The organism is Hydrogenophaga sp. UC242_53, assembly GCF_042696965.1.
Classification (GTDB): Bacteria; Pseudomonadota; Gammaproteobacteria; order Burkholderiales; family Burkholderiaceae_C; genus Hydrogenophaga.
On sequence record NZ_CP170552.1, the window covers coordinates 935,387 to 953,875 of the forward strand.

Here is an 18,489-nt window from a genome sequence, read left to right on the forward strand (position 1 = left end):
AAAAGCGCGAGCGCCAGCATCTCCCCGGGTCGGGGTGCTCCGGCGTTCTGCGCAGCGGGGTAAAGGAGGAGGCGGCACCAGCCGCCGGGGGACACCCGCGGAGCAGAGCGCCGGAGCGCCCCGACCCCGCGAGGTCACTGAAAGAAAGACCTTATTCGCCTTCGAGCTTCAGCATCTGCGAACCCTCACCGAGCGACAGAAGACCACTCTTGGCATAGATGCCCAGTTTGGCCCGCGTGTCGGTGATGTCGAGGTTGCGCATGGTCAGCTGGCCGATGCGGTCCAGCGGCGAGAACGGCGCGTCCTCCACCTTCTCCATGCTCAGCCGCTCCGGCGCGTACGTGAGGTTCGCGCTCTCGGTATTCAGGATCGAATAGTCGTTGCCCCGGCGCAGCTCCACCGTCACCTCGCCCGTGATCGCACGCGCCACCCAGCGCTGCGCCGTCTCGCGCAACATGATGGCCTGCGGGTCGAACCAGCGGCCCTGGTACAGCAACCGGCCCAGGCGCAGACCGTTGATGCGGTACTGCTCGATCGTGTCCTCGTTGTGAATGCCCGTCACCAGGCGCTCGTACGCGATGAACAGCAGCGCCAGACCCGGGGCCTCGTAGATGCCACGGCTCTTGGCCTCGATGATGCGGTTCTCGATCTGATCGCTCATGCCCAGGCCATGGCGCCCGCCGATCTGATTGGCCTTCAGAATCAGGTCCACCGGGCTCGCGAACGTCTCGCCATTGAGCGCCACCGGCTGGCCCTCTTCGAAACGCACCGTCACCTCCTCGGCCTTCACCGCGCAGTCCTCGCGCCAGAACGGCACGCCCATGATCGGGTTGACGATGCGGATGCCGCTGTTGAGGTGCTCCAGGTCCTTGGCCTCGTGCGTGGCGCCCAGCATGTTGCTGTCGGTGCTGTAGGCCTTCTCGGCACTCATCTTGTAGCCGAAGCCGTTGGCCGTCATGAACGCGCTCATCTCGGCGCGGCCGCCCAGCTCGTCGATGAACAGTTGGTCCAACCAGGGCTTGTAGATCTTCAGGCTCGGGTTGGTCAGCAGACCGTAGCGGTAGAAGCGCTCGATGTCGTTGCCCTTGAAGGTCGAGCCGTCGCCCCAGATGTGGACGTCGTCCTCCTTCATCGCGGCCACCAGCATGGTGCCCGTGACCGCGCGGCCCAGCGGCGTGGTGTTGAAGTAGGTCACGCCGGCCGTGCTGATGTGGAAGGCGCCGCATTGCAGCGCGGCAATGCCTTCGTGCGCCAGCTGCGTGCGGCAGTCGATCAGGCGCGCCTTCTCGGCACCGTAGGCCAGGGCCTTGCGCGGGATCTCGTCGTAGTCCGGCTCGTCGGGCTGGCCCAGGTTGGCGGTGTAGGCGTAGGGGATCGCGCCCTTCTGCTTCATCCACAGCAGCGCAGCGGAGGTGTCCAGGCCGCCGGAGAAGGCGATGCCGACTTTCTGTTGGGTGGGGAGGTTCTGAAGAATGGTGGCGCATGGCGTTCGTTCTTTCGGCGGCGGGAGTCGATCAGCCGAAATGGCAGATGTAGTGGTAGGGCTCGGTCACGCGGATCTGGAAGCTGCTGTTGCCCGGCACGTTGAATTTCTCGCCAGGGCCCGACTTCTTCCACTCCGTGGTGCCCGCCAGCAAGTACTCGCAGCCGCCGGCCACGCATTCCATGATCTCGGGCGCGCCGGTGTTGAAGGTGAGGGTGGCGGGCAGCACCACGCCGACCGACTTTTTCGTGCCATCGGCCAGGGTGATGCCGTGGCTGACGCACTTGCCGTCGAAGTACACGTTGGCCTGGGTGTTGACGGTCACGCCGTCGAATTGGGTGGTGCTCATGGTGTTGGAGGGGGAGTAAAGCGAAGACGAAAGGCGAAACCGCGATTTTAGGCCGCGGGCCGGGGCGCGCCGCGCCGGCTCAGAGGCGCTGCTGCCAGGCGGTGGCGTCGAAGCCCACGGTGATGGCACCGTCGGCCCACTGCACGACCGGGCGCTTGATCACGCTCGGGTTCGCCAGCGCCACGGCGCGGGCGCTCGCGGCGTCTTTCACGCCGGTGCGCGTGGCCTCGTCGAGCTGGCGCCAGGTGGTGCCCTTGCGGTTGATCACGGTCTCCCAGCCGGCGGCGGTCAGCCAGCGGTCGAGCGCGGCCTCGGGCACGCCCTGTTTCTTGAAATCGTGGAAGTGGTGCTCGACGCCGTGTTCCGCCAGCCAGGTGCGGGCCTTCTTGACGGTGTCGCAGTTGGGGATGCCATGAACGGTGATCATGGCCCGCATTGTCCGCCATGTCCCCGCGGCCCCGGGCCCGGGACGGCGATGGGACAATCCTGCCCATGCTTGACATTCCCGTGCCCGATCACCCCACCACCCTGGCCGACTGGCTGGCCCATGCCGAACGCCTGCACCCGGTCACCATCGACATGGGGCTGGAGCGTGTGCAGCGCGTCGCCCAGCGCATGGGCCTGGCGCTGGACTGCCCGGTGATCACGGTCGCCGGCACCAACGGCAAGGGTTCCACCTGCGCGATGCTGGAGGCCGTCTACACGCAGTCGGGCTACCGCACCGGCGTCTACACCTCGCCCCACCTGGTGCACTTCGAGGAGCGCTGCCGCGTCGCGGGCGAGGCGGTGGCCGCCAACGACCTGGTGCCTGCCTTCGCCGAGGTGGAGGTGGCCCGCAAGGGCCAGGCCGGCGACGAGGGCGGCGAGATCAGCCTGAGCTATTTCGAAATCACCACGCTCGCCATCCTGCGCACGCTCTCGCGCAGCGGGCTGGACGTGGCGATTCTCGAGGTGGGGCTGGGCGGCCGGCTGGATGCGGTGAACATCATCGACGCCGATTGCGCGGTCATCACCAGCATCGCCCTCGACCACATGGCCCTGCTGGGCAACGACCGCGAGGCCATCGGCTTCGAGAAGGCCGGCATCATGCGCACCGGCCGCCCGGTGGTGGTGAGCGACCCCGTGCCGCCGCAGAGCATCCTGGACCGCGCGCTGGAGATCGGCGCCGAGCTCTGGCGCCTGGGCAAGGACTTCCATTTCGCGGGCGACCAGCAGCAATGGGGCTGGGCCATGCACCCCTCGCACGGCGGGCGGCGCTACGCCGGCCTGGCCTACCCGGCGCTGCGCGGCGCGAACCAGCTGGTCAACGCCTCGGGCGTGCTGGCGGCGGTGGAGGCCCTGCGCGGGCGGCTGCCGGTGACGGCGCAGGCGGTGCGCAACGGCCTGGCCCTGGTGGAGCTGCCCGGGCGCTTCCAGATCGTGCCGGGCACGCCCACCCTGGTGCTGGACGTGGCGCACAACCCGCATTCGGTGGCCGCGCTCGCCGCCAACCTCGACGCCATGGGCTTCTACCCCACCACGCACGCCGTGTTCGGCGCCATGGCCGACAAGGACCTGGGCGCCATGCTGGACCGCATCGCGCCGCTGATCGACCGCTGGCACCTCACCAACCTGCCCCTGCCGCGCGCCAGTTCGGCCGCCGCCCTGGCCGAACAGCTGGAGGCCCATCCCCAATGCAAGGGCCGGGTGGCGGGAAGGCACACCGACCCCATGGACGCCCTGCGGGCCGCGGTGTCCGCCGCGGACCCCGCTGATAGAATCGTGGTCTTCGGATCGTTCTACACCGTGGGTGGCGTATTGCAGGACGGCGTGCCCCGAATGTCGGCGAAACACCTGTCCGCCTAGCCTTTTATCGCCACGGTCCCCCCGATGTTCAAATCCCGTTCAGGTTCCCAGGGCAACGCCTCGACCCCCCCGCCGCAGAGCATCGAGGCCGTGCGCCGCCGCGCCCGCCACCGCCTGATCGGCGCCAGCGTGCTCGTGCTGCTGGGCGTGGTCGGCTTCCCGCTGCTGTTCGACACGCAGCCACGCCCGATTCCCGTCGACATTCCCATCGAGATCCCGGCCAAGGGCACGCCCGCGCCGGTCGCCAAGCCCGCCGCCACCAAGCCGCCTGCCGCCGCCGCCGGCGCACCGCTGCCGGTGCGTGAGGGCCTGGGTGCCCGCGAGGAAGTGGTCGAAGCCGCACCCAAACCCGCCCCAGCTGCCGCCCCAGCGCCCACACCGGCGCCTGCGCCCGTGGCCGCCGCGCCGGCACCTGCACCCGCCAAGCCCGCCGCCCCGTTGCCCGCCGAGGCCGACCGGGCACGCGCGCTGCTCGAAGGCAAGCCGGCCGCCGCGCCGGCCAGCGCCGCCGCCAAACCGGCCGCTGGCGCCGAGCGCCTCGTGGTGCAGGTGGGCGCGTTTTCGGAAGAGGCCGGCGCGCGCGCCGTGCGCCAGAAACTGGAAGGTGCGGGTCTCAAGACCTACACGCACGTCGCCCAGACGCCCGATGGCAAGCGCATCCGGGTGCGCGTGGGCCCGTTCGAGAACCGCGCGGACGCCGAGAAGGCCGCCGCCCGTGTGAAGGCCCTGGGCCTGACCGCCGCCGTCCTGACGCTGTGACGTCGGGTGGGGTGACGCGCTGATGGCCTTGACCGACTGGGTGCTGCTCACGGTGTTGCTGCTGTCGGTGCTGCTGGGGTTGTGGCGCGGTCTGGTGTACGAGGTGTTGTCGGTGGCGGGTTGGGTGGCGGCCTTCGTGCTGGCCCAGGCCTTCGCCGACGAGGCCGGGACCTGGTTGCCGATGGACGGCCTGTCGCCGCCCATGCGGGTGGCGGTCGGTTTTGTCCTGGTGTTCGTGGTGGTGGCTTTCGCCGCCGGCCTGGGAGCCTGGCTGGTGCAGAAATTGGTGGCCTCGGTCGGCCTGCGACCGGTGGACCGGGTGCTCGGAGGCGCGTTCGGCCTCTTGCGCGGTGGGGTGATCCTGCTGGCGGTGGCGCTCGTGGTGAGCATGACGCAGATGGAGGGGGCCGCGTGGTGGCGCGAGTCGGCCACCGCTTCCGTGCTGTCGGCCTCGCTGCACGAGATCAAGCCCTTGTTGCCCGAGGCCGTGGCCCGATATATCCGTTAGTTTTCCTGAGGATTCAATCATGTGTGGAATCGTGGGCGTGGTCAGCAAGACGCCAGTCAATCAGCTCATCTACGACGCGCTGTTGCTGTTGCAACACCGGGGCCAGGATGCCGCCGGCATCGTGACCCAGCAGGGCCGCAAGTTCTTCATGCACAAGGCCAAGGGCATGGTGCGCGACATCTTCCGCACCCGCAACATGCGCGCCTTGCCCGGCCTGTGCGGCCTGGGCCAGGTGCGTTACCCCACCGCGGGCAATGCCTTCAGCGAGGAAGAGGCGCAGCCCTTCTACGTGAACGCGCCCTTCGGCCTGGTGCTGGTGCACAACGGCAACCTGACCAACGCCAAGGCGCTGGCCCAGGAGCTGTTCCAGACCGACCACCGCCACGTCAACACCGAGAGCGACTCCGAGGTGCTGCTCAACGTGCTGGCGCACGAGCTGGAGAAGGTCACGCGCGGCATCACCCTCAAGCCGGCCGACGTCTTCGCCGCCGTGCGCGGCGTGCACCAGCGCGTGAAGGGCTCCTACGCCGTGGTGGCGCTGATCGCCGGCCACGGCCTGCTGGCCTTCCGCGATCCCCATGGCATCCGCCCGCTGTGCCTGGGCCGCAACAAGAACGGCGGCGTGATGGTGGCGCAGCGAGTCCGTCACGCTCGAAGGCAACGGCTTCGAGTTCGACCGCGACCTGCAGCCCGGTGAAGCGGTGTTCGTCGACCTCGAAGGCCAGATGCAGTTCGAGCAGTGCGCCGACAAGGTCAGCCACAACCCCTGCATCTTCGAATTCGTCTACCTGGCCCGGCCCGACTCGGTGATGGACGGCATCTCGGTCTACCAGGCTCGGCTGAACCTGGGCGTGACGCTGGCCAAGCGCGTGGTCTCCACCGTGCCGCCGAACGAGATCGATGTGGTGATCCCGATTCCCGAATCCTCGCGCCCGAGCGCCATGGAGCTGGCCCAGCTGCTGGGCCTGCCGTACCGCGAAGGCTTCGTGAAGAACCGCTACGTGGGCCGCACCTTCATCATGCCGGGGCAGGGCGTGCGCAAGAAATCGGTGCGCCAGAAACTCAATGTGATCGGCAGCGAATTCAAGGGCCGCAACGTGCTGCTGGTGGACGACTCCATCGTGCGTGGCACCACCAGCCGCGAGATCGTGCAGATGGCGCGCGACGCCGGTGCGCGCAAGGTCTACCTGGCCAGCGCAGCGCCGCCCGTGCGCTACCCCAACGTCTACGGCATCGACATGCCCACGCCCGACGAACTCGTGGCCCATGGCCGCACCGTCGACGAGGTGCGCGAGATCATCGGCTGCGACGCGCTGATCTACCAGGACGTGGACGCGATGAAGCAGGCCATCGGCTCGCTCAATCCCAAGCTCGACGGCTTCGACGCCTCGTGCTTCGACGGCGTCTACGTCACCGGCGACATCACGCCGGCCGACATCGCCCGCCTCAACGCCGGCCGCGACCAGAGCGAAGAGGGCGAGGAAGACACCTCGCGCCTCGCCTTGCCCAATGCCCAGGTCGTCTGACACCCCATCTTCATGAACGCCAAGAAACCTGACCTGCACCGCGACACGCTCGCCGTGCGCGAAGCCGTCGAACGCAGCCCGTACGGCGAGAACTCCGAAGCCCTGTACCTCACCAGCGGCTACGTGCAACCCAGCGCGGAAGCCGCCGCACGCCGCTTCGCCGGCGACGAGGACGGCTTCACCTACGGCCGCTACGGCAACCCCACGGTGGCCAGCTTCGAGCAGCGCCTGGCCGCGCTCGAAGGCGCCGAGGCCTGCATCTCCACCGCCTCGGGCATGTCGGCCATCCTCATGATGTGCCTGGGCCTGCTCAAGGCCGGCGACCACGTGGTGTGCTCACACTCCATGTTCGGCTCCACCATCAAGCTCATCGGCTCGGACCTCGCCAAGTTCGGCGTCGAATCCAGCTTCGTGTCGCAGACCGACGTCGCGGCCTGGAAGGCGGCCGTCAAGCCCAACACGCGCCTGCTGTTCGCCGAGACGCCGACCAACCCGCTCACCGAGGTCTGCGACATCCGCGCGCTGGCCGACATCGCCCACGCCGCCGGCGCGCTGCTGTGCGTGGACAACTGCTTCGCCACGCCGGCCCTGCAGCGCCCCATGGCGCTGGGCGCCGACATCGTCATGCACTCCGGCACCAAGTACCTCGACGGCCAGGGCCGCGTGATGGCCGGCGCCCTGTGCGCCAGCCAGGAGCTGGTGACCAAGACCTTCCTGCCGGTGCTCAAGAGTTCGGGCATGACGCTGGCGCCCTTCAATGCCTGGGTCGTGCTCAAGGGCCTGGAGACGCTGGACATCCGCATGCGCGCCCAGTCGGCCAACGCCCTGGCGCTCGCGCAGTGGCTGGAGGCCCACCCGTCGGTGGCCCGCGTGTACTACCCCGGGCTGGCCAGCCACCCGCAGCACGCGCTGGCGATGGCGCAGCAGTCGGGTTGCGGCGGTGCCGTGCTGTCCTTCGAGGTGAAGGGCGCCGACCCCGAGCAGGCCCGCGCGCGCGCCTTCCACGTGCTCGATTCGCTGCAGGTGATGTCGCTCTCCACCAACCTCGGCGACACCAAGACCCTGGTGGCCCACCCGGCCAGCACCTCGCACGGCCGCCTGACCGAAGCGCAGCGCCAGACGGCGGGCGTGGTGCAAGGCCTGATCCGCGTGGCGGTGGGGCTGGAGCACCTGGGCGATATCCAGGCCGATCTTGACCGTGGTCTTTCTTCCTTCTGACATGTCCGCACCCATCCGCACCCGCTTCGCCCCGTCGCCCACCGGCTTCATCCACCTGGGCAACATCCGCTCCGCGCTCTACCCCTGGGCGTTCGCGCGCTCCACTGGCGGCGCCTTCATCCTGCGCATCGAAGACACCGACCTCGAGCGCTCCTCGCAAGCCGCGGTGGACGTGATCATCGAAGGCATGAAGTGGCTCGGCCTGGACCACGACGAAGGGCCGTTCTATCAGATGCAGCGCATGGACCGCTACAAGGCGGTGCTCGCCGAGATGGTGGCCGGCGGCCAGGTGTACCCCTGCTATATGAGCGTGGCCGAGCTCGATGCGCTGCGCGAGAAGCAGATGGCCGCGAAAGAGAAGCCGCGCTACGACGGCACCTGGCGGCCCGAGCCCGGCAAGACCCTGCCGCCCGTGCCCGAAGGTGTGAAGCCCGTGTTGCGCTTCAAGAACCCGCAGGGCGGCGTGGTGGCCTGGGACGACAAGGTCAAGGGCCGCATCGAGATCGCCAACGACGAACTCGACGACCTCGTGATCGCGCGGCCCGACGGCACGCCCACCTACAACTTCTGCGTGGTGGTGGACGACATCGACATGGCCATCAGCCACGTGATCCGCGGCGACGACCACGTGAACAACACGCCGCGCCAGATCAACATCTTCCGCGCGCTCGGCAAGGAGCCGCCGGTGTACGCCCACCTGCCCACCGTGCTTAACGAGCAGGGCGAGAAGATGAGCAAGCGCAACGGCGCCAAGCCCGTCACGCAGTACCGCGACGAAGGCTACCTGCCCGACGCCATGGTGAACTACCTCGCGCGCCTGGGCTGGAGCCACGGCGACGACGAGATCTTCAGCCGCGCGCAGTTCCTCGAATGGTTCAACCTCGACCACCTGGGCCGCAGCGCCGCGCAGTTCGACGAAGCCAAGCTCAAGTGGGTCAACGCGCAGCACCTCAAGGCCATGGCCGACGACGCGCTCGCGCCGCTGGTGGCCGCGCACCTGCAGCAGCAGGGCATCACGACGGACGCGCGCCTGCCGCGCATCTGCGGCCTGTTCAAGGACCGCTGCGACACCACCGTGGCGCTGGCCCAGTGGGCCAAGGCTTTCTACGCCGACATCACGCCCAACGCCGACGAGCGCGCGCAACACATCACCGACGCCGTGCGGCCCGTGCTGGCGCACGCTGGCGGAGAAGCTCGCGGCCTGTGCCTGGGACAAGGCCAGCCTCTCGGCGGCCATCAAGGAAGTGCTCGCCGCGCACGGCCTGAAGATGCCGCAACTGGCATGCCGGTGCGCGTGCTGGTGATGGGCACGGCCCAGACGCCGTCGCTCGATGCGGTGCTCGAACTGCAAAATCGTGACGTTGTTCTGCACCGTTTGCAGAACGCCTGAAAAAATCGCCTATAATTTGAGGCTTGCTGAAATGCACTGAGCGACAAGTCGCAAAGGGCGGTCAGCAAACCCTGTGGGGGTATAGCTCAGCTGGGAGAGCGCTTGCATGGCATGCAAGAGGTCAGCGGTTCGATCCCGCTTACCTCCACCAAGGATTGAAGTCGCGAAGAGGTTTTCATCGCGGCATCGGCAGAAAAAACAAGCTCTGTCGCTGCTACAATGGAAGGCTCTTTGAGTCCAGGTTATGACCCTATCGTCTAGAGGCCTAGGACATCACCCTTTCACGGTGAGTACCGGGGTTCGAATCCCCGTAGGGTCGCCAAACAAGCCGCAAGGCAAGTAGGCAACAAGTGGTTGGCACTTGGTTCGCAAGAACAAACGCCATCTACCAGGAGTGGTAGTTCAGTTGGTTAGAATACCGGCCTGTCACGCCGGGGGTCGCGGGTTCGAGCCCCGTCCACTCCGCCACCAGTCTCATGTGGTCCCATGTAGTCTCATCGGGTCCCACATTTGGTGAATTTGAAAGGTCACAGCAAGATTGCTGTGGCCTTTTCTTTTGCCTTCACCTCGTCTCATGCCGTCTCACCTCGCCTCACACGGCCGACGGGGTCGAGAAGCCGGTTCGATTCCCACGTCCTCCGCCAACACGTTGGTTAAGGTGTTGATTCGGAAGGAATTTCTGGGCGATCCTCCGAAGCGACCCCCGGCTATGAGTGGCTCTTTGGAGGGACATGTTCGTCTTTTAGCCCCTGGCGCGATTGCTGGATCCCGAAGTTCGAAGTGCTGCGACGAAGGAAAGCGCGATTCAGCAACCTCGATTTCAGGCTGCATACGCCCGATGCGGTGTACGCCACCGGTTGTTCTCGCCTCAGGTTTTCGAGCTAGATGAGCCGTCTGCCGAAGCCGTGGAGCAGCAGCCTCCAGGGTGTCGCCGTCGTTGCTGATCGATGCGGAGCTTCAGATTCTCCTGGTTGTCCTGCTCCGCGACAGGACGGTAGCGTGCTGTCTCAGCCAATACTTGCCCCGCTTCCGGAATGCCGTTTCGGTGATGTCCCCTAATATGCGAAGCGGGAAAACAAGAGGAGAAAGCACTTGAAGAATAGGCGCGCGCGTTTTCAGGTCAGTTCTCGGCTGGCCAGCCTTCTAAGTCAGGAGTACTCGTCCACCGAAAAGGCGCTTAAAGAACTGGTGGACAACGCGTGGGACGCGGACGCTGAGAACGTGAGCATCACGCTGCCAGCGCCGATGAGCGATGCGCCCATCGTGATCGATGACGACGGAACGGGCATGACCGCCGAGGAAGTTCGCCGCCACTACCTCGCCATTGCTGCTGACCGGCGCGTGGCGCGGGGAGAGCGGACAGCCGGCAAGAATAGAAGGGTCAAAGGTCGCAAGGGCATCGGCAAATTCGCGGGCCTGATGGTAGCCGCTGAGATGACTGTCGAAACTCGCGCACGCTCAAGGCTGAGTGCATTTACCGTCCGGCTATCGGACTTGGCGCAAATCGATGACATTGAAAAGTTGCCCATCGACATCCAAGATGCGGACTGCGATGCGTCTGATCATGGCACCCGGATTACCCTTTCCGGCCATGCATCATGGCCTTGCGTTTCCGGACCCCGCGAAGCTCAGGCAAGTCCTACTTCAGGAATACGGTCGTGAAGAGGGGATGGCTGTCACGGTCGACGGCAAGAAGCTTGGCGTCGATGATGTGCAGGGAACATACCGGGATGACACGTTGACCGTCGAGGGCATGACTAACGTTCGGCTGCGATTGACAGTGGGCGAGAACAATTCGGTGACTCGCCAACCTGGAATTCAGATTCGTGTCGATGGCAAGGCGGTTGGACGGCCCACGTTCTTTGGGCTGGATGAGTCGGACGACTTTCCGCCTAAGTTGCTCAAGCGGCTATACGGGGAGCTTGATGCGGATGATCTTAGAGATCACGTTACCGCCGGATGGGACTCGGTGCTGGAGAACAGTGAGCTACTGGCGAAGGTGCGTGAAGCAGCGCAGCCCGCCATTCGCGATGCCTATCGCGCTCAGTATGGCCGGGAAATGCAACTGGCCCAGGCTCGCCTGAGCCGCAAGGTTCAGGATCACTTGGCGACGCTGCCGCAGCATCGACGCGAGTACGCAGACCGGGCAATCAAGCGCGTGTTGGACAGGTTCTTCGGTGAGCCAGTAGAAAAGATCGAGCCCTACGTCTTCGTATTGCTGGAAGCCATCGAGCGGACGGACTACGGCGCTTTGCTGGAGCACATCGCCGACTCGTCGCGGAAGGATATTGCTGCCATCGCTGAGGCGCTGGACGATTTCGGGCTGGCCGAGATGGCGTACTTGGTGGAGCAGGCTGCAGCGCGGCAAGCGTACTTGGATAGCCTTGAAACGCTACTGCGGAATCCCTCCACGCTGGAAGCGACTATGCACAAGGCTCTGGAGAAGAATCTTTGGGTATTGGGCCATGAGTTCTCGCTGTTCAGTTCCAATAAGACGCTACGTGCCGTAGTGGAGCAATCCATCGGTAGCAAGTACGTTGGCGAGAAGGCCGATCGCCGGCCGGACCTCTTGCTTAACGAGGACCTCGGTGGCGAATACTTGCTGATCGAGTTCAAGAGACCGAGCCATGCTTTGAAGCGAGAGGACTATACGCAGGCAATTGACTATCGCCATGAGCTTGCCAAGTCGACGACCAAGCGCATTCGAGTTCTAGTGATCGGCGGCAGTAGGTCGGCCGACTATCCCACGAGCAATCACGAGCCTGACGTCAGTGCGGTGGTCTTCTCGGAGGTCATCTCGACCGCGAGGCGAATGCTGGATTGGCAACTGAAAGGTGCTGGAGGCTAGCCCCCTTGACTACCCGCATGGGTAGTGCGCCGCCCGAGATCCCGTCGGGATCGACGTAACTAGAGGGACCTCGTATGGTGGTCAAATCTGAGCATTCGGGAGTGGTACCAAGCCAGCACACGCCTTGGTGCTGCCCACGATATGCATTAGGTACTTGGCGCGTGACGTCCCGACGTACACTGTTTCCGCTTCTTCAGCAGTTGCGATTTCCTCGCCGAGCCAGAGGATCACCACTGGAGCCTCGAGTCCCTTGAAGCGGGCAACGGTATCGACCAGGATCGTGCCTGGCATGCGGCGTTCGAAGGACCAATCTGTCTTGCCTGGAAGCCGGTGCTGCCCCAGCAACTCGTAGAGAGCGCCTTTTGGGCGCTTGGCCAGCAATACGACGATGTCCGCCGGAGCCACCTTCTCGTCAAGTAGAAGGCCTCGCACGCGCCGCGCGATCTCCGTGGCCTGCTGTGACTCGTTGTCGAACTGCACAATGTCGACATCGGGGCCGCTCAGCTCTGGCAAGTCGACCGGCGTCCCCACGTAGAAACCATAGGCCAGTGCGTGAATTGGCGTCGTGTTGCGGCAGTTCGCGGTCAGGAAAAATGGCTCGTCTTCGATGGGAAGTTTCGCGTCGCGCCGGTAAATCGCTTGGTTGCGATCCGTGAAGAGGTAAAAGGCGCCCTGGTCAGGATTCTTCAGGAGGGTTTCGACGCCAAACCAGTACTCGTCACTGAAATCTTGCGCCTCGTCGACGATGACACTGTCGAACAAATCACCCACAAGGATGTCGTTGGCCAAGGCGAGTGCGAACGGCATCAAGATCTCGAACTTGTGCCGCTCCCCTTGCCCGGGATAGGACGCGGCAGCTTCGGCTAGAAGGTCGCGTCCAGTGCGTTCGCGCACCAGCGCGATGCGTCTTTCGCACAACTGGTGGTAACTCATCACCGTAAGTCTTTCGACGTTCGCGAGCCCCTGTGCCAGGACATCGGCGAGCGGTCGGTTGTAGCAGAGCAGGAGGACCGCTTGACCCTGTGCCGCGAGCTGACGAGCCTTCTCGATGGCGATGAGCGTCTTGCCAGTTCCTGCACCTCCGGCAATGACCGCTCGCTTACGGCCACCGATAATGCGCAGGATGCGTGCCTGTCGCTCCGTTAGTCTTACGAGTTCGGCTTCCGCATATGCCAGTTCCGCTCGCAAGAGTGCGCGGACTTCAACTGAGCCGCACAGTATCTCTTCGACCAACATGACACCTCTTTTGCCGAGATCCTGCTCTTGACCATCGCGCCAGAACGCGTTGGACTGCGCAGTCCAGGCCTGTAGTTGGGCCAGATCGGCCTGCCCGCCGATGATTTGCCGGGCCCTGCTTGTGTGTACCAAAGGGCCGATGTCGTGCAGATCCGGGAAGAAGACCGCATGCCCACTGAGCACGCGCTTGCCCGGCCAACCGCGCCATTTGGCGTGGCCCTTTAGTTGGTCCAGGATCGCGAATTTCTCCGATTGCGCTTGCCGGAACGGGTCTTTGATCTTGTGCGTGGTGCCGAAACGGTCGATGGAGGTCCATGTACCGGTTCTTGCATCCACCGCGACGCCGCCGCCCTTGACCTCCACGGTGAGGAGTCCGGCGTTCGCGAAAGCCAGCGTGAAGTCCGCTTCCCCCTCGCGCAGTTGGTGCAATTTGTCCCGGTAGGTCCAAGTGGCCGAGTGAATGACGAGTACATCATCCGGAAGCTGGTCGCGGCACGCGCGGTAGAACCGTGCCTCGGCCTGCGAGGGCAGGGCCCGCAACTGTTCGTCACTGAGGATGGGACGCATGATGGCGATCGCTAGTCTCCCTGAGAAAGCCTCATCCGGGCCGGCTCGAACACCTTGAACACCTGTCGACCATCAGCGAGGTGGACGTGGAGCTTGCAGAACACGTTGCCTGCTTTTTTGACGCTGATGATGGTGCCACTCCCAAGACCTTGGATCTCGATGCGAAGTCCCGGCACCGGGACCAAAGGAGGCGCTCCGGTTTCACTGATCGCGGTCGCCTTCCACCCAGAATCGAATCGGAATTGATCGGTCTTGCCGAACGGGTTGTTCACCAAGTGAAGGATTTGTCGTCCCGGTTGAATAGCGTGTTCGACGATACAGAGCCAGTAGTGCTCGCGCTTCTCGGCCGCACACAGCAACTCTGAGGGCGTCAGGACGATTCCCGCTGCGGTCCATGCCGCTGACTGCCCCTTGATCTCGATGAAATGCTCGCTGCCGTCGTGGGCGATCCCGCGGACATCGAATCCCTTGTTGTACGGAGGCATTTCTTCCAAGGTCGCCCACTTCGTCTGCTGCGTCTGCAGGAAGTGCTGCACGGCCGCCTGGGCCGTGACGTCGCGATCTCGCGCACGATCGGCCTCATCTGGTATGCCGGACAAATCGCGATTCACTGGAGCGGGCTCGACATAGCTCAGGAGTCGATGACCTGGATCGCTCGACGAGGGAGCGCGAGTACCCTGGTGGCGCCCGCGGCGGCGGACGTTACCAGTCCACCCCGGCTTGGTCGCGGTGCTTTTTGCCGATCCGGAGCGATTCGCCCCCTGATGAATGGGCGCGTTCTCCGGTCGTTCGGGCTTGGCAGGGGTCGCCGCAGTGCTAGATCCTGATGCGGAATTGCTGGTTGGGGCCAACGGCGCGGAGGCCGGGAGTGCATCGGCAACCGTTGATAGCTGCGCTGAGGGTGACGTGAGGGGCTTCTGTGGCGCGCCAGTCGAGGGCACTGTGACTGCGGGTGGCTGCGCTGCATTCGCGGTGGAAGGTGAGGCTGTCTCTTGCGACGGCCTGGCCGGCGCTTGCACAGGTGCGCCTTCGTCCTGATCCTGGGAAAGCTCCGGCGATTGTGGGTTCTCTGAGGCAGGCGGCGCATGTTCGAGGGTCAACTGAGACAACTCGTCGTCAGGTAGCGCGGGAATCTCTCGGACATCAAGATACTCTTCAACCTCGCCGATCTCTTCGTCCCGAAGAACTCGGCTGACCCCATCCACCAGCGTCATGGGCGCCTTGAGCATCAAACAGATCTCACGGGACAACCGGTCTACGACACCTTTGGCCCCCGATCTCACGAAAGCGCACTCACCGGAGATCACGACTTCGCCCTGGGCCGTAGCGGTGATACCTTGAAGGGAAGTGCAGATGGTGAGGGTATCGACGTCGAGGACCCTGAGAAGGGACAGGCGACGCCAGAGACCGGCCTCTTTCGCGCGTTCGAAGACGGTATGAGACTGCGCGTAGACCAAGCGAGCAATATAGCGGTACCGTTCTCGTACCTTTGCGGAAAGTGTGGTGTTCGGACGACCAGTCCCAGGATCCTGAAGCTTTATCTCCAGACTGTTCGACAGCAGCGGGACGCCAGCGGTATCCAGCAGCACCCGAATTTGAGGAAGGCGAGTCGCTGGTACGGCGAGGAAAGAAATATCGTCGTGCGCACCGAAGAGTGCGCTGGTCGCAGGCTGATCATCGGCGTAGAGGACATCGCTGAGCGTCACCATTTCGCCCCGATGGTTGAGGAAAACCGGGCGGGCTTTGAAATCAGCGAGCCATGCCGGTGCGGCACTACCGAGCGGAGATGCGAGTTCGCGACTGGCCCGTGCATAGATCCGCAGCGCCTCTGCCGCTTGTGCTTCGACGGTCAGTCCTGCTTCCGTCAACGAGGGCAAGGCACGGACGGCTGCAGCGATCGACACTTCATGAGGCACCCCCAGCTTGCGGACAAAGAAGCCGTGCGAGTCCGCGTACTGACCCTGCAGCGCAGGGTAGTGACGGCTGAGAAATTCTCCCGGGGGCGACCAAACCACTTCATCCGGGCCGCGCCATGGCGATTCGTCGCTTCGTGTGAGGATCAGTGCGTGTTCCTGGAACGCTTCACGGACGCGGGAGGCATTGCGGTCGAAAATCTGATCTAGATGTCGATAGAGGGGACGAACATGCGCCGCAGAAGGCTTTTCTGTTGCTTTGATCTGCTTCAGTCGTTTGATGCACGCGCTGACATCGACGCGGTGCACGATCCCGCAAATGTCAAGAAAGTCCTCGCTGAGTAGTTCGGCATCGATGTAGGTAGGAGAACTTCCGAAAACATCCTTGACAATGTCGATCGGATAGTAGGCTTCTTGCAGGCTGGCCGAGCGCCGCTGTCTTGTCGGTGCAATGGTCGTACGCAGCGTTGTAGCAAAGCTCGTGTAATACCTGGTCCCAGGCTTGCTGCTCTGTGAATAGGTCGCGTGGCTACTGTAGCGGTGCCAGTTTCGATCCAGGCACTCGAGCGTCTGGCGTCGGATGGCTGCGCTGTCGGAGCCAAGCAAGATGGCTAGTTCGGAGCTGCACGCCGCGTTGCCCTCGCCGGATAGACGCGGCGAAGGGTTCACACCGATGCGGAAGAAGAAGTCTCGCCATTCAGCGAGAACGGTAGCGCGCGTCTGCGGGTCCAGTTTGTCCAGTCCAGGGGGGAGATAGTCAGGCGAGACCAGCCGCAGACAATCGAGCTTCTCCTGGAGCAAGGCTTCGATGTCGAACTCAGGTTGATACTCGCGTCCAAGGTATACATCGTCCGCGAGCTGAAACCACCACTTCGAGTCCTCATTTTTCTTTGTCTTGAGGCGCAGACCTTTACGCAAGATTTCTAAAGCGGAGGCGTCCGACTGACCGTGCGTGGTGGCCGCGTCAAGGTAGTCCCTGAGCTTGGCTTTGACATACCGGACGTGGCCCGTAAGCGCTGAGAATGAAGAATCACGCCAACGGTCGGTCTTGTGCGCTGGCAGGATGTGATTCGTGATCAACGTATAAGGCTCGGGCGCGCGCACGCCAAGGTCGTGCAACAAACTCCGAATATCCGCCTCATCCTTTTCTTCAAGGAGGTCAATGAAGGCCTCGTCAAGAATTCGAAGCTCCTGCTCGAATCCAAATTTCTTACCGCGAGCTAAAGGGGTAAATACGGTCCCACTGCTTGGAGACTGCAGGGTGCCATCGCTGACTGGTAGACAACGGGCTTCTTCGACCCCCGCGTCCAAAAGATGTCGACGATTGAGAGTGGCGAGGTAGCGAAAGTACTGCACGAGCCACCCGGGACCTTGCTCGCGTACCCAGTCTCCGTGCTCGACAAAGACCTTGACGACGTCAGCGACGTAGAGGGGCGCGCAGCCGAGCCTCTTCAGGGTGCTTGGTTCGACCTCCAGGTCGGGGGCCGGATAGTCTTTTCCAAAGATCTTCCAGGCCTGATCAGCAGGCACCAGTCGTTGGAATGCCGCCGGCGCAGTCATGACTTCGGCCGGCTTTCGCCATTGGCCGGTTGCACAGAGAACGCAATCAGTCCCTGCCAGCGCCTCCAACATTTGCTGCACGACGGGGGCGAAGAAGCCGTGGGTAAGTTCCTGCTCTTGCGGCAGAAACTGCAGAAAGGTCCGTGCGAGTGCAGGCCGGTTACGGAAATGCTGGAGGCTGGCGACGAACGCCGGCGCGATGGCGTCGCGCAGCGCAGCGTTCCAAGGCCGGGCGGTCTGGATGTCTTCGCGGGCAGAACTCAGCAGGAAGTCGGCCTGGATACAGAAGCGAAATCCGAATGCGCGGATCGGCAAGAACGCGAAGGTTGCGCATTCCGATGTTGAGAGCGATTTGCCAGCATCGTCTACGGGAAAGGCCAAGACGATCTCGCTGTCGGGCGTGGACGGCCGCTTTTCGTCAATCGCGCCGGCCATGGAGACGTTCACGGCGACCCGCAGGTAGCGCTGCCGTGAACTCTTCACCTCGTTGTCTGTCGATTGCCGACTAGTCAGCAGTGCGACGAAACCATCTTCATCTAGCCGGCGCATGGATACGCGTTCATCGGGCGTTCGTAGATCAATGCGACGGAGCTTGCGCAAGAAGAGTAGAAGTCTCGCGTCCAGTTCGCTCAGTACTGTGCTTGTAAAGCTTTCACTTGGCTTTGCCGGAAGAACGATGGTTGTGCCCTCGCTGGCGTGCGCAGCGCTGGGTTCAATCCAGTGGGGCACAACGTAGCCAAGGTGCTCCTCGGGCTTCGACATGTCGAACCGAAAATGAAAGCCGTTGGAGTGAATCTGTGGAGCATTGGAGACTTGAAACACAGACTTGAATCCAATGCCCTTCTCGCCGATGAATCCAACCTTCCTTGATTTGGTGCTTTCGCCGACGCTGCACAGCGCTCGCACGTTCGCTTGCGTGAACCCCAGTTCGTTGTTCCAGATCGTCAAGGCTTCCGAGGAAAGCGTCAAATGGATCTCGGGGCCGACTCCGATGGCATAGGCGTTGTCGTCGGCGTTCTGGACCAGTTCGAGAATGAAATGGGTCTTCGTGGAGTACAGATCGTCAGACAGCAGTCGCAGGGCGCTGTTGAGCTTTCTACGCATGCCTTCAGCCGCCGCCTCTGCGTCAGGGGCGAGGGTCATTCCGATCATGTATTCAGAACGCCGAATCTGCTCTATGAGGGCGCGACCCTCTCCGGTTTTCTGAGCCGCTTGATGATCCTGCATATCTTCTCCGGTTTACGAGGCCGATCCGCCTAGTTGCCTGAAGGGCGAGGCGAGCCACGC

The 18,489-nt window shown here is 63.8% G+C and carries 12 protein-coding genes, 3 tRNA genes and 1 pseudogene; 11 read left to right on the forward strand and 5 right to left on the reverse strand.

Going from position 1 to position 18,489, the window contains the following annotated elements:
- Positions 1-151 precede the first annotated feature (151 nt).
- From argG to ACFJI0_RS04900, 3 genes are all read right to left on the reverse strand, one after another.
- Complete coding sequence (argG, locus tag ACFJI0_RS04890) at positions 152-1,525, reverse strand: argininosuccinate synthase (protein ID WP_382325511.1); 1,374 nt, start codon at positions 1,523-1,525, stop codon at positions 152-154.
- Entirely contained in the window at positions 1,515-1,832 is a 318-nt protein-coding gene (locus ACFJI0_RS04895; RefSeq protein ID WP_291112815.1) for a pyrimidine/purine nucleoside phosphorylase, read from the reverse strand. Before ACFJI0_RS04895 ends, argG begins: the two co-directional genes overlap by 11 nt.
- A gap of 79 nt (positions 1,833-1,911) precedes the next feature.
- Positions 1,912-2,259: an ArsC family reductase gene (locus ACFJI0_RS04900; RefSeq protein ID WP_382323629.1), complete on the reverse strand. Its 348-nt coding sequence runs from the start codon at positions 2,257-2,259 to the stop codon at positions 1,912-1,914.
- 65 nt (positions 2,260-2,324) lie between these two features.
- On the opposite strand from ACFJI0_RS04900, the gene folC reads away from it, so the two are divergent.
- The 11 genes and pseudogenes from folC to ACFJI0_RS04955 all read left to right on the forward strand — a co-directional run bounded on the left by folC (position 2,325) and on the right by ACFJI0_RS04955 (position 11,926).
- Positions 2,325-3,677, forward strand: a complete 1,353-nt coding sequence (gene folC / locus ACFJI0_RS04905) for a bifunctional tetrahydrofolate synthase/dihydrofolate synthase (protein WP_382323630.1) — start codon at positions 2,325-2,327, stop codon at positions 3,675-3,677.
- A gap of 24 nt (positions 3,678-3,701) precedes the next feature.
- On the forward strand, positions 3,702-4,436 hold the full coding sequence (locus ACFJI0_RS04910; RefSeq protein ID WP_382323631.1) for an SPOR domain-containing protein: 735 nt from the start codon (positions 3,702-3,704) through the stop codon (positions 4,434-4,436).
- 22 nt (positions 4,437-4,458) lie between these two features.
- Positions 4,459-4,944, forward strand: a complete 486-nt coding sequence (locus ACFJI0_RS04915; RefSeq protein WP_382323632.1) for a CvpA family protein — start codon at positions 4,459-4,461, stop codon at positions 4,942-4,944.
- 19 nt (positions 4,945-4,963) lie between these two features.
- Positions 4,964-6,470, forward strand: a pseudogene (gene purF / locus ACFJI0_RS04920) (amidophosphoribosyltransferase).
- 12 nt (positions 6,471-6,482) lie between these two features.
- Positions 6,483-7,688, forward strand: coding sequence for an O-succinylhomoserine sulfhydrylase (locus ACFJI0_RS04925; protein ID WP_382160251.1), 1,206 nt, complete (start codon positions 6,483-6,485; stop codon positions 7,686-7,688).
- 1 nt (position 7,689) lies between these two features.
- Complete coding sequence (gltX, locus tag ACFJI0_RS04930; RefSeq protein ID WP_382323633.1) at positions 7,690-9,078, forward strand: glutamate--tRNA ligase; 1,389 nt, start codon at positions 7,690-7,692, stop codon at positions 9,076-9,078.
- Positions 9,079-9,153: 75 nt separating this feature from the next.
- Positions 9,154-9,229: transfer RNA gene (locus tag ACFJI0_RS04935), tRNA-Ala, on the forward strand.
- A 95-nt stretch (positions 9,230-9,324) separates the two neighbouring features.
- Positions 9,325-9,400: transfer RNA gene (locus ACFJI0_RS04940), tRNA-Glu, on the forward strand.
- A gap of 69 nt (positions 9,401-9,469) precedes the next feature.
- Positions 9,470-9,546: transfer RNA gene (locus tag ACFJI0_RS04945), tRNA-Asp, on the forward strand.
- Between the two features lie 624 nt (positions 9,547-10,170).
- Positions 10,171-10,740, forward strand: a complete 570-nt coding sequence (locus tag ACFJI0_RS04950; protein WP_382323634.1) for an ATP-binding protein — start codon at positions 10,171-10,173, stop codon at positions 10,738-10,740.
- Between the two features lie 7 nt (positions 10,741-10,747).
- Positions 10,748-11,926, forward strand: coding sequence for an ATP-binding protein (locus ACFJI0_RS04955; RefSeq protein WP_382323635.1), 1,179 nt, complete (start codon positions 10,748-10,750; stop codon positions 11,924-11,926).
- An 81-nt stretch (positions 11,927-12,007) separates the two neighbouring features.
- Here ACFJI0_RS04955 and ACFJI0_RS04960 read toward each other — a convergent pair whose 3' ends face one another.
- Positions 12,008-13,729, reverse strand: a complete 1,722-nt coding sequence (locus ACFJI0_RS04960) for a DNA/RNA helicase domain-containing protein (protein WP_382323636.1) — start codon at positions 13,727-13,729, stop codon at positions 12,008-12,010.
- Between the two features lie 11 nt (positions 13,730-13,740).
- Positions 13,741-18,429 carry a sacsin N-terminal ATP-binding-like domain-containing protein gene (locus ACFJI0_RS04965; protein ID WP_382323637.1) on the reverse strand — a complete coding sequence of 1,563 codons (4,689 nt, stop codon included), beginning with the start codon at positions 18,427-18,429 and terminating at the stop codon, positions 13,741-13,743.
- Between the last annotated feature and the right edge of the window lie 60 nt (positions 18,430-18,489).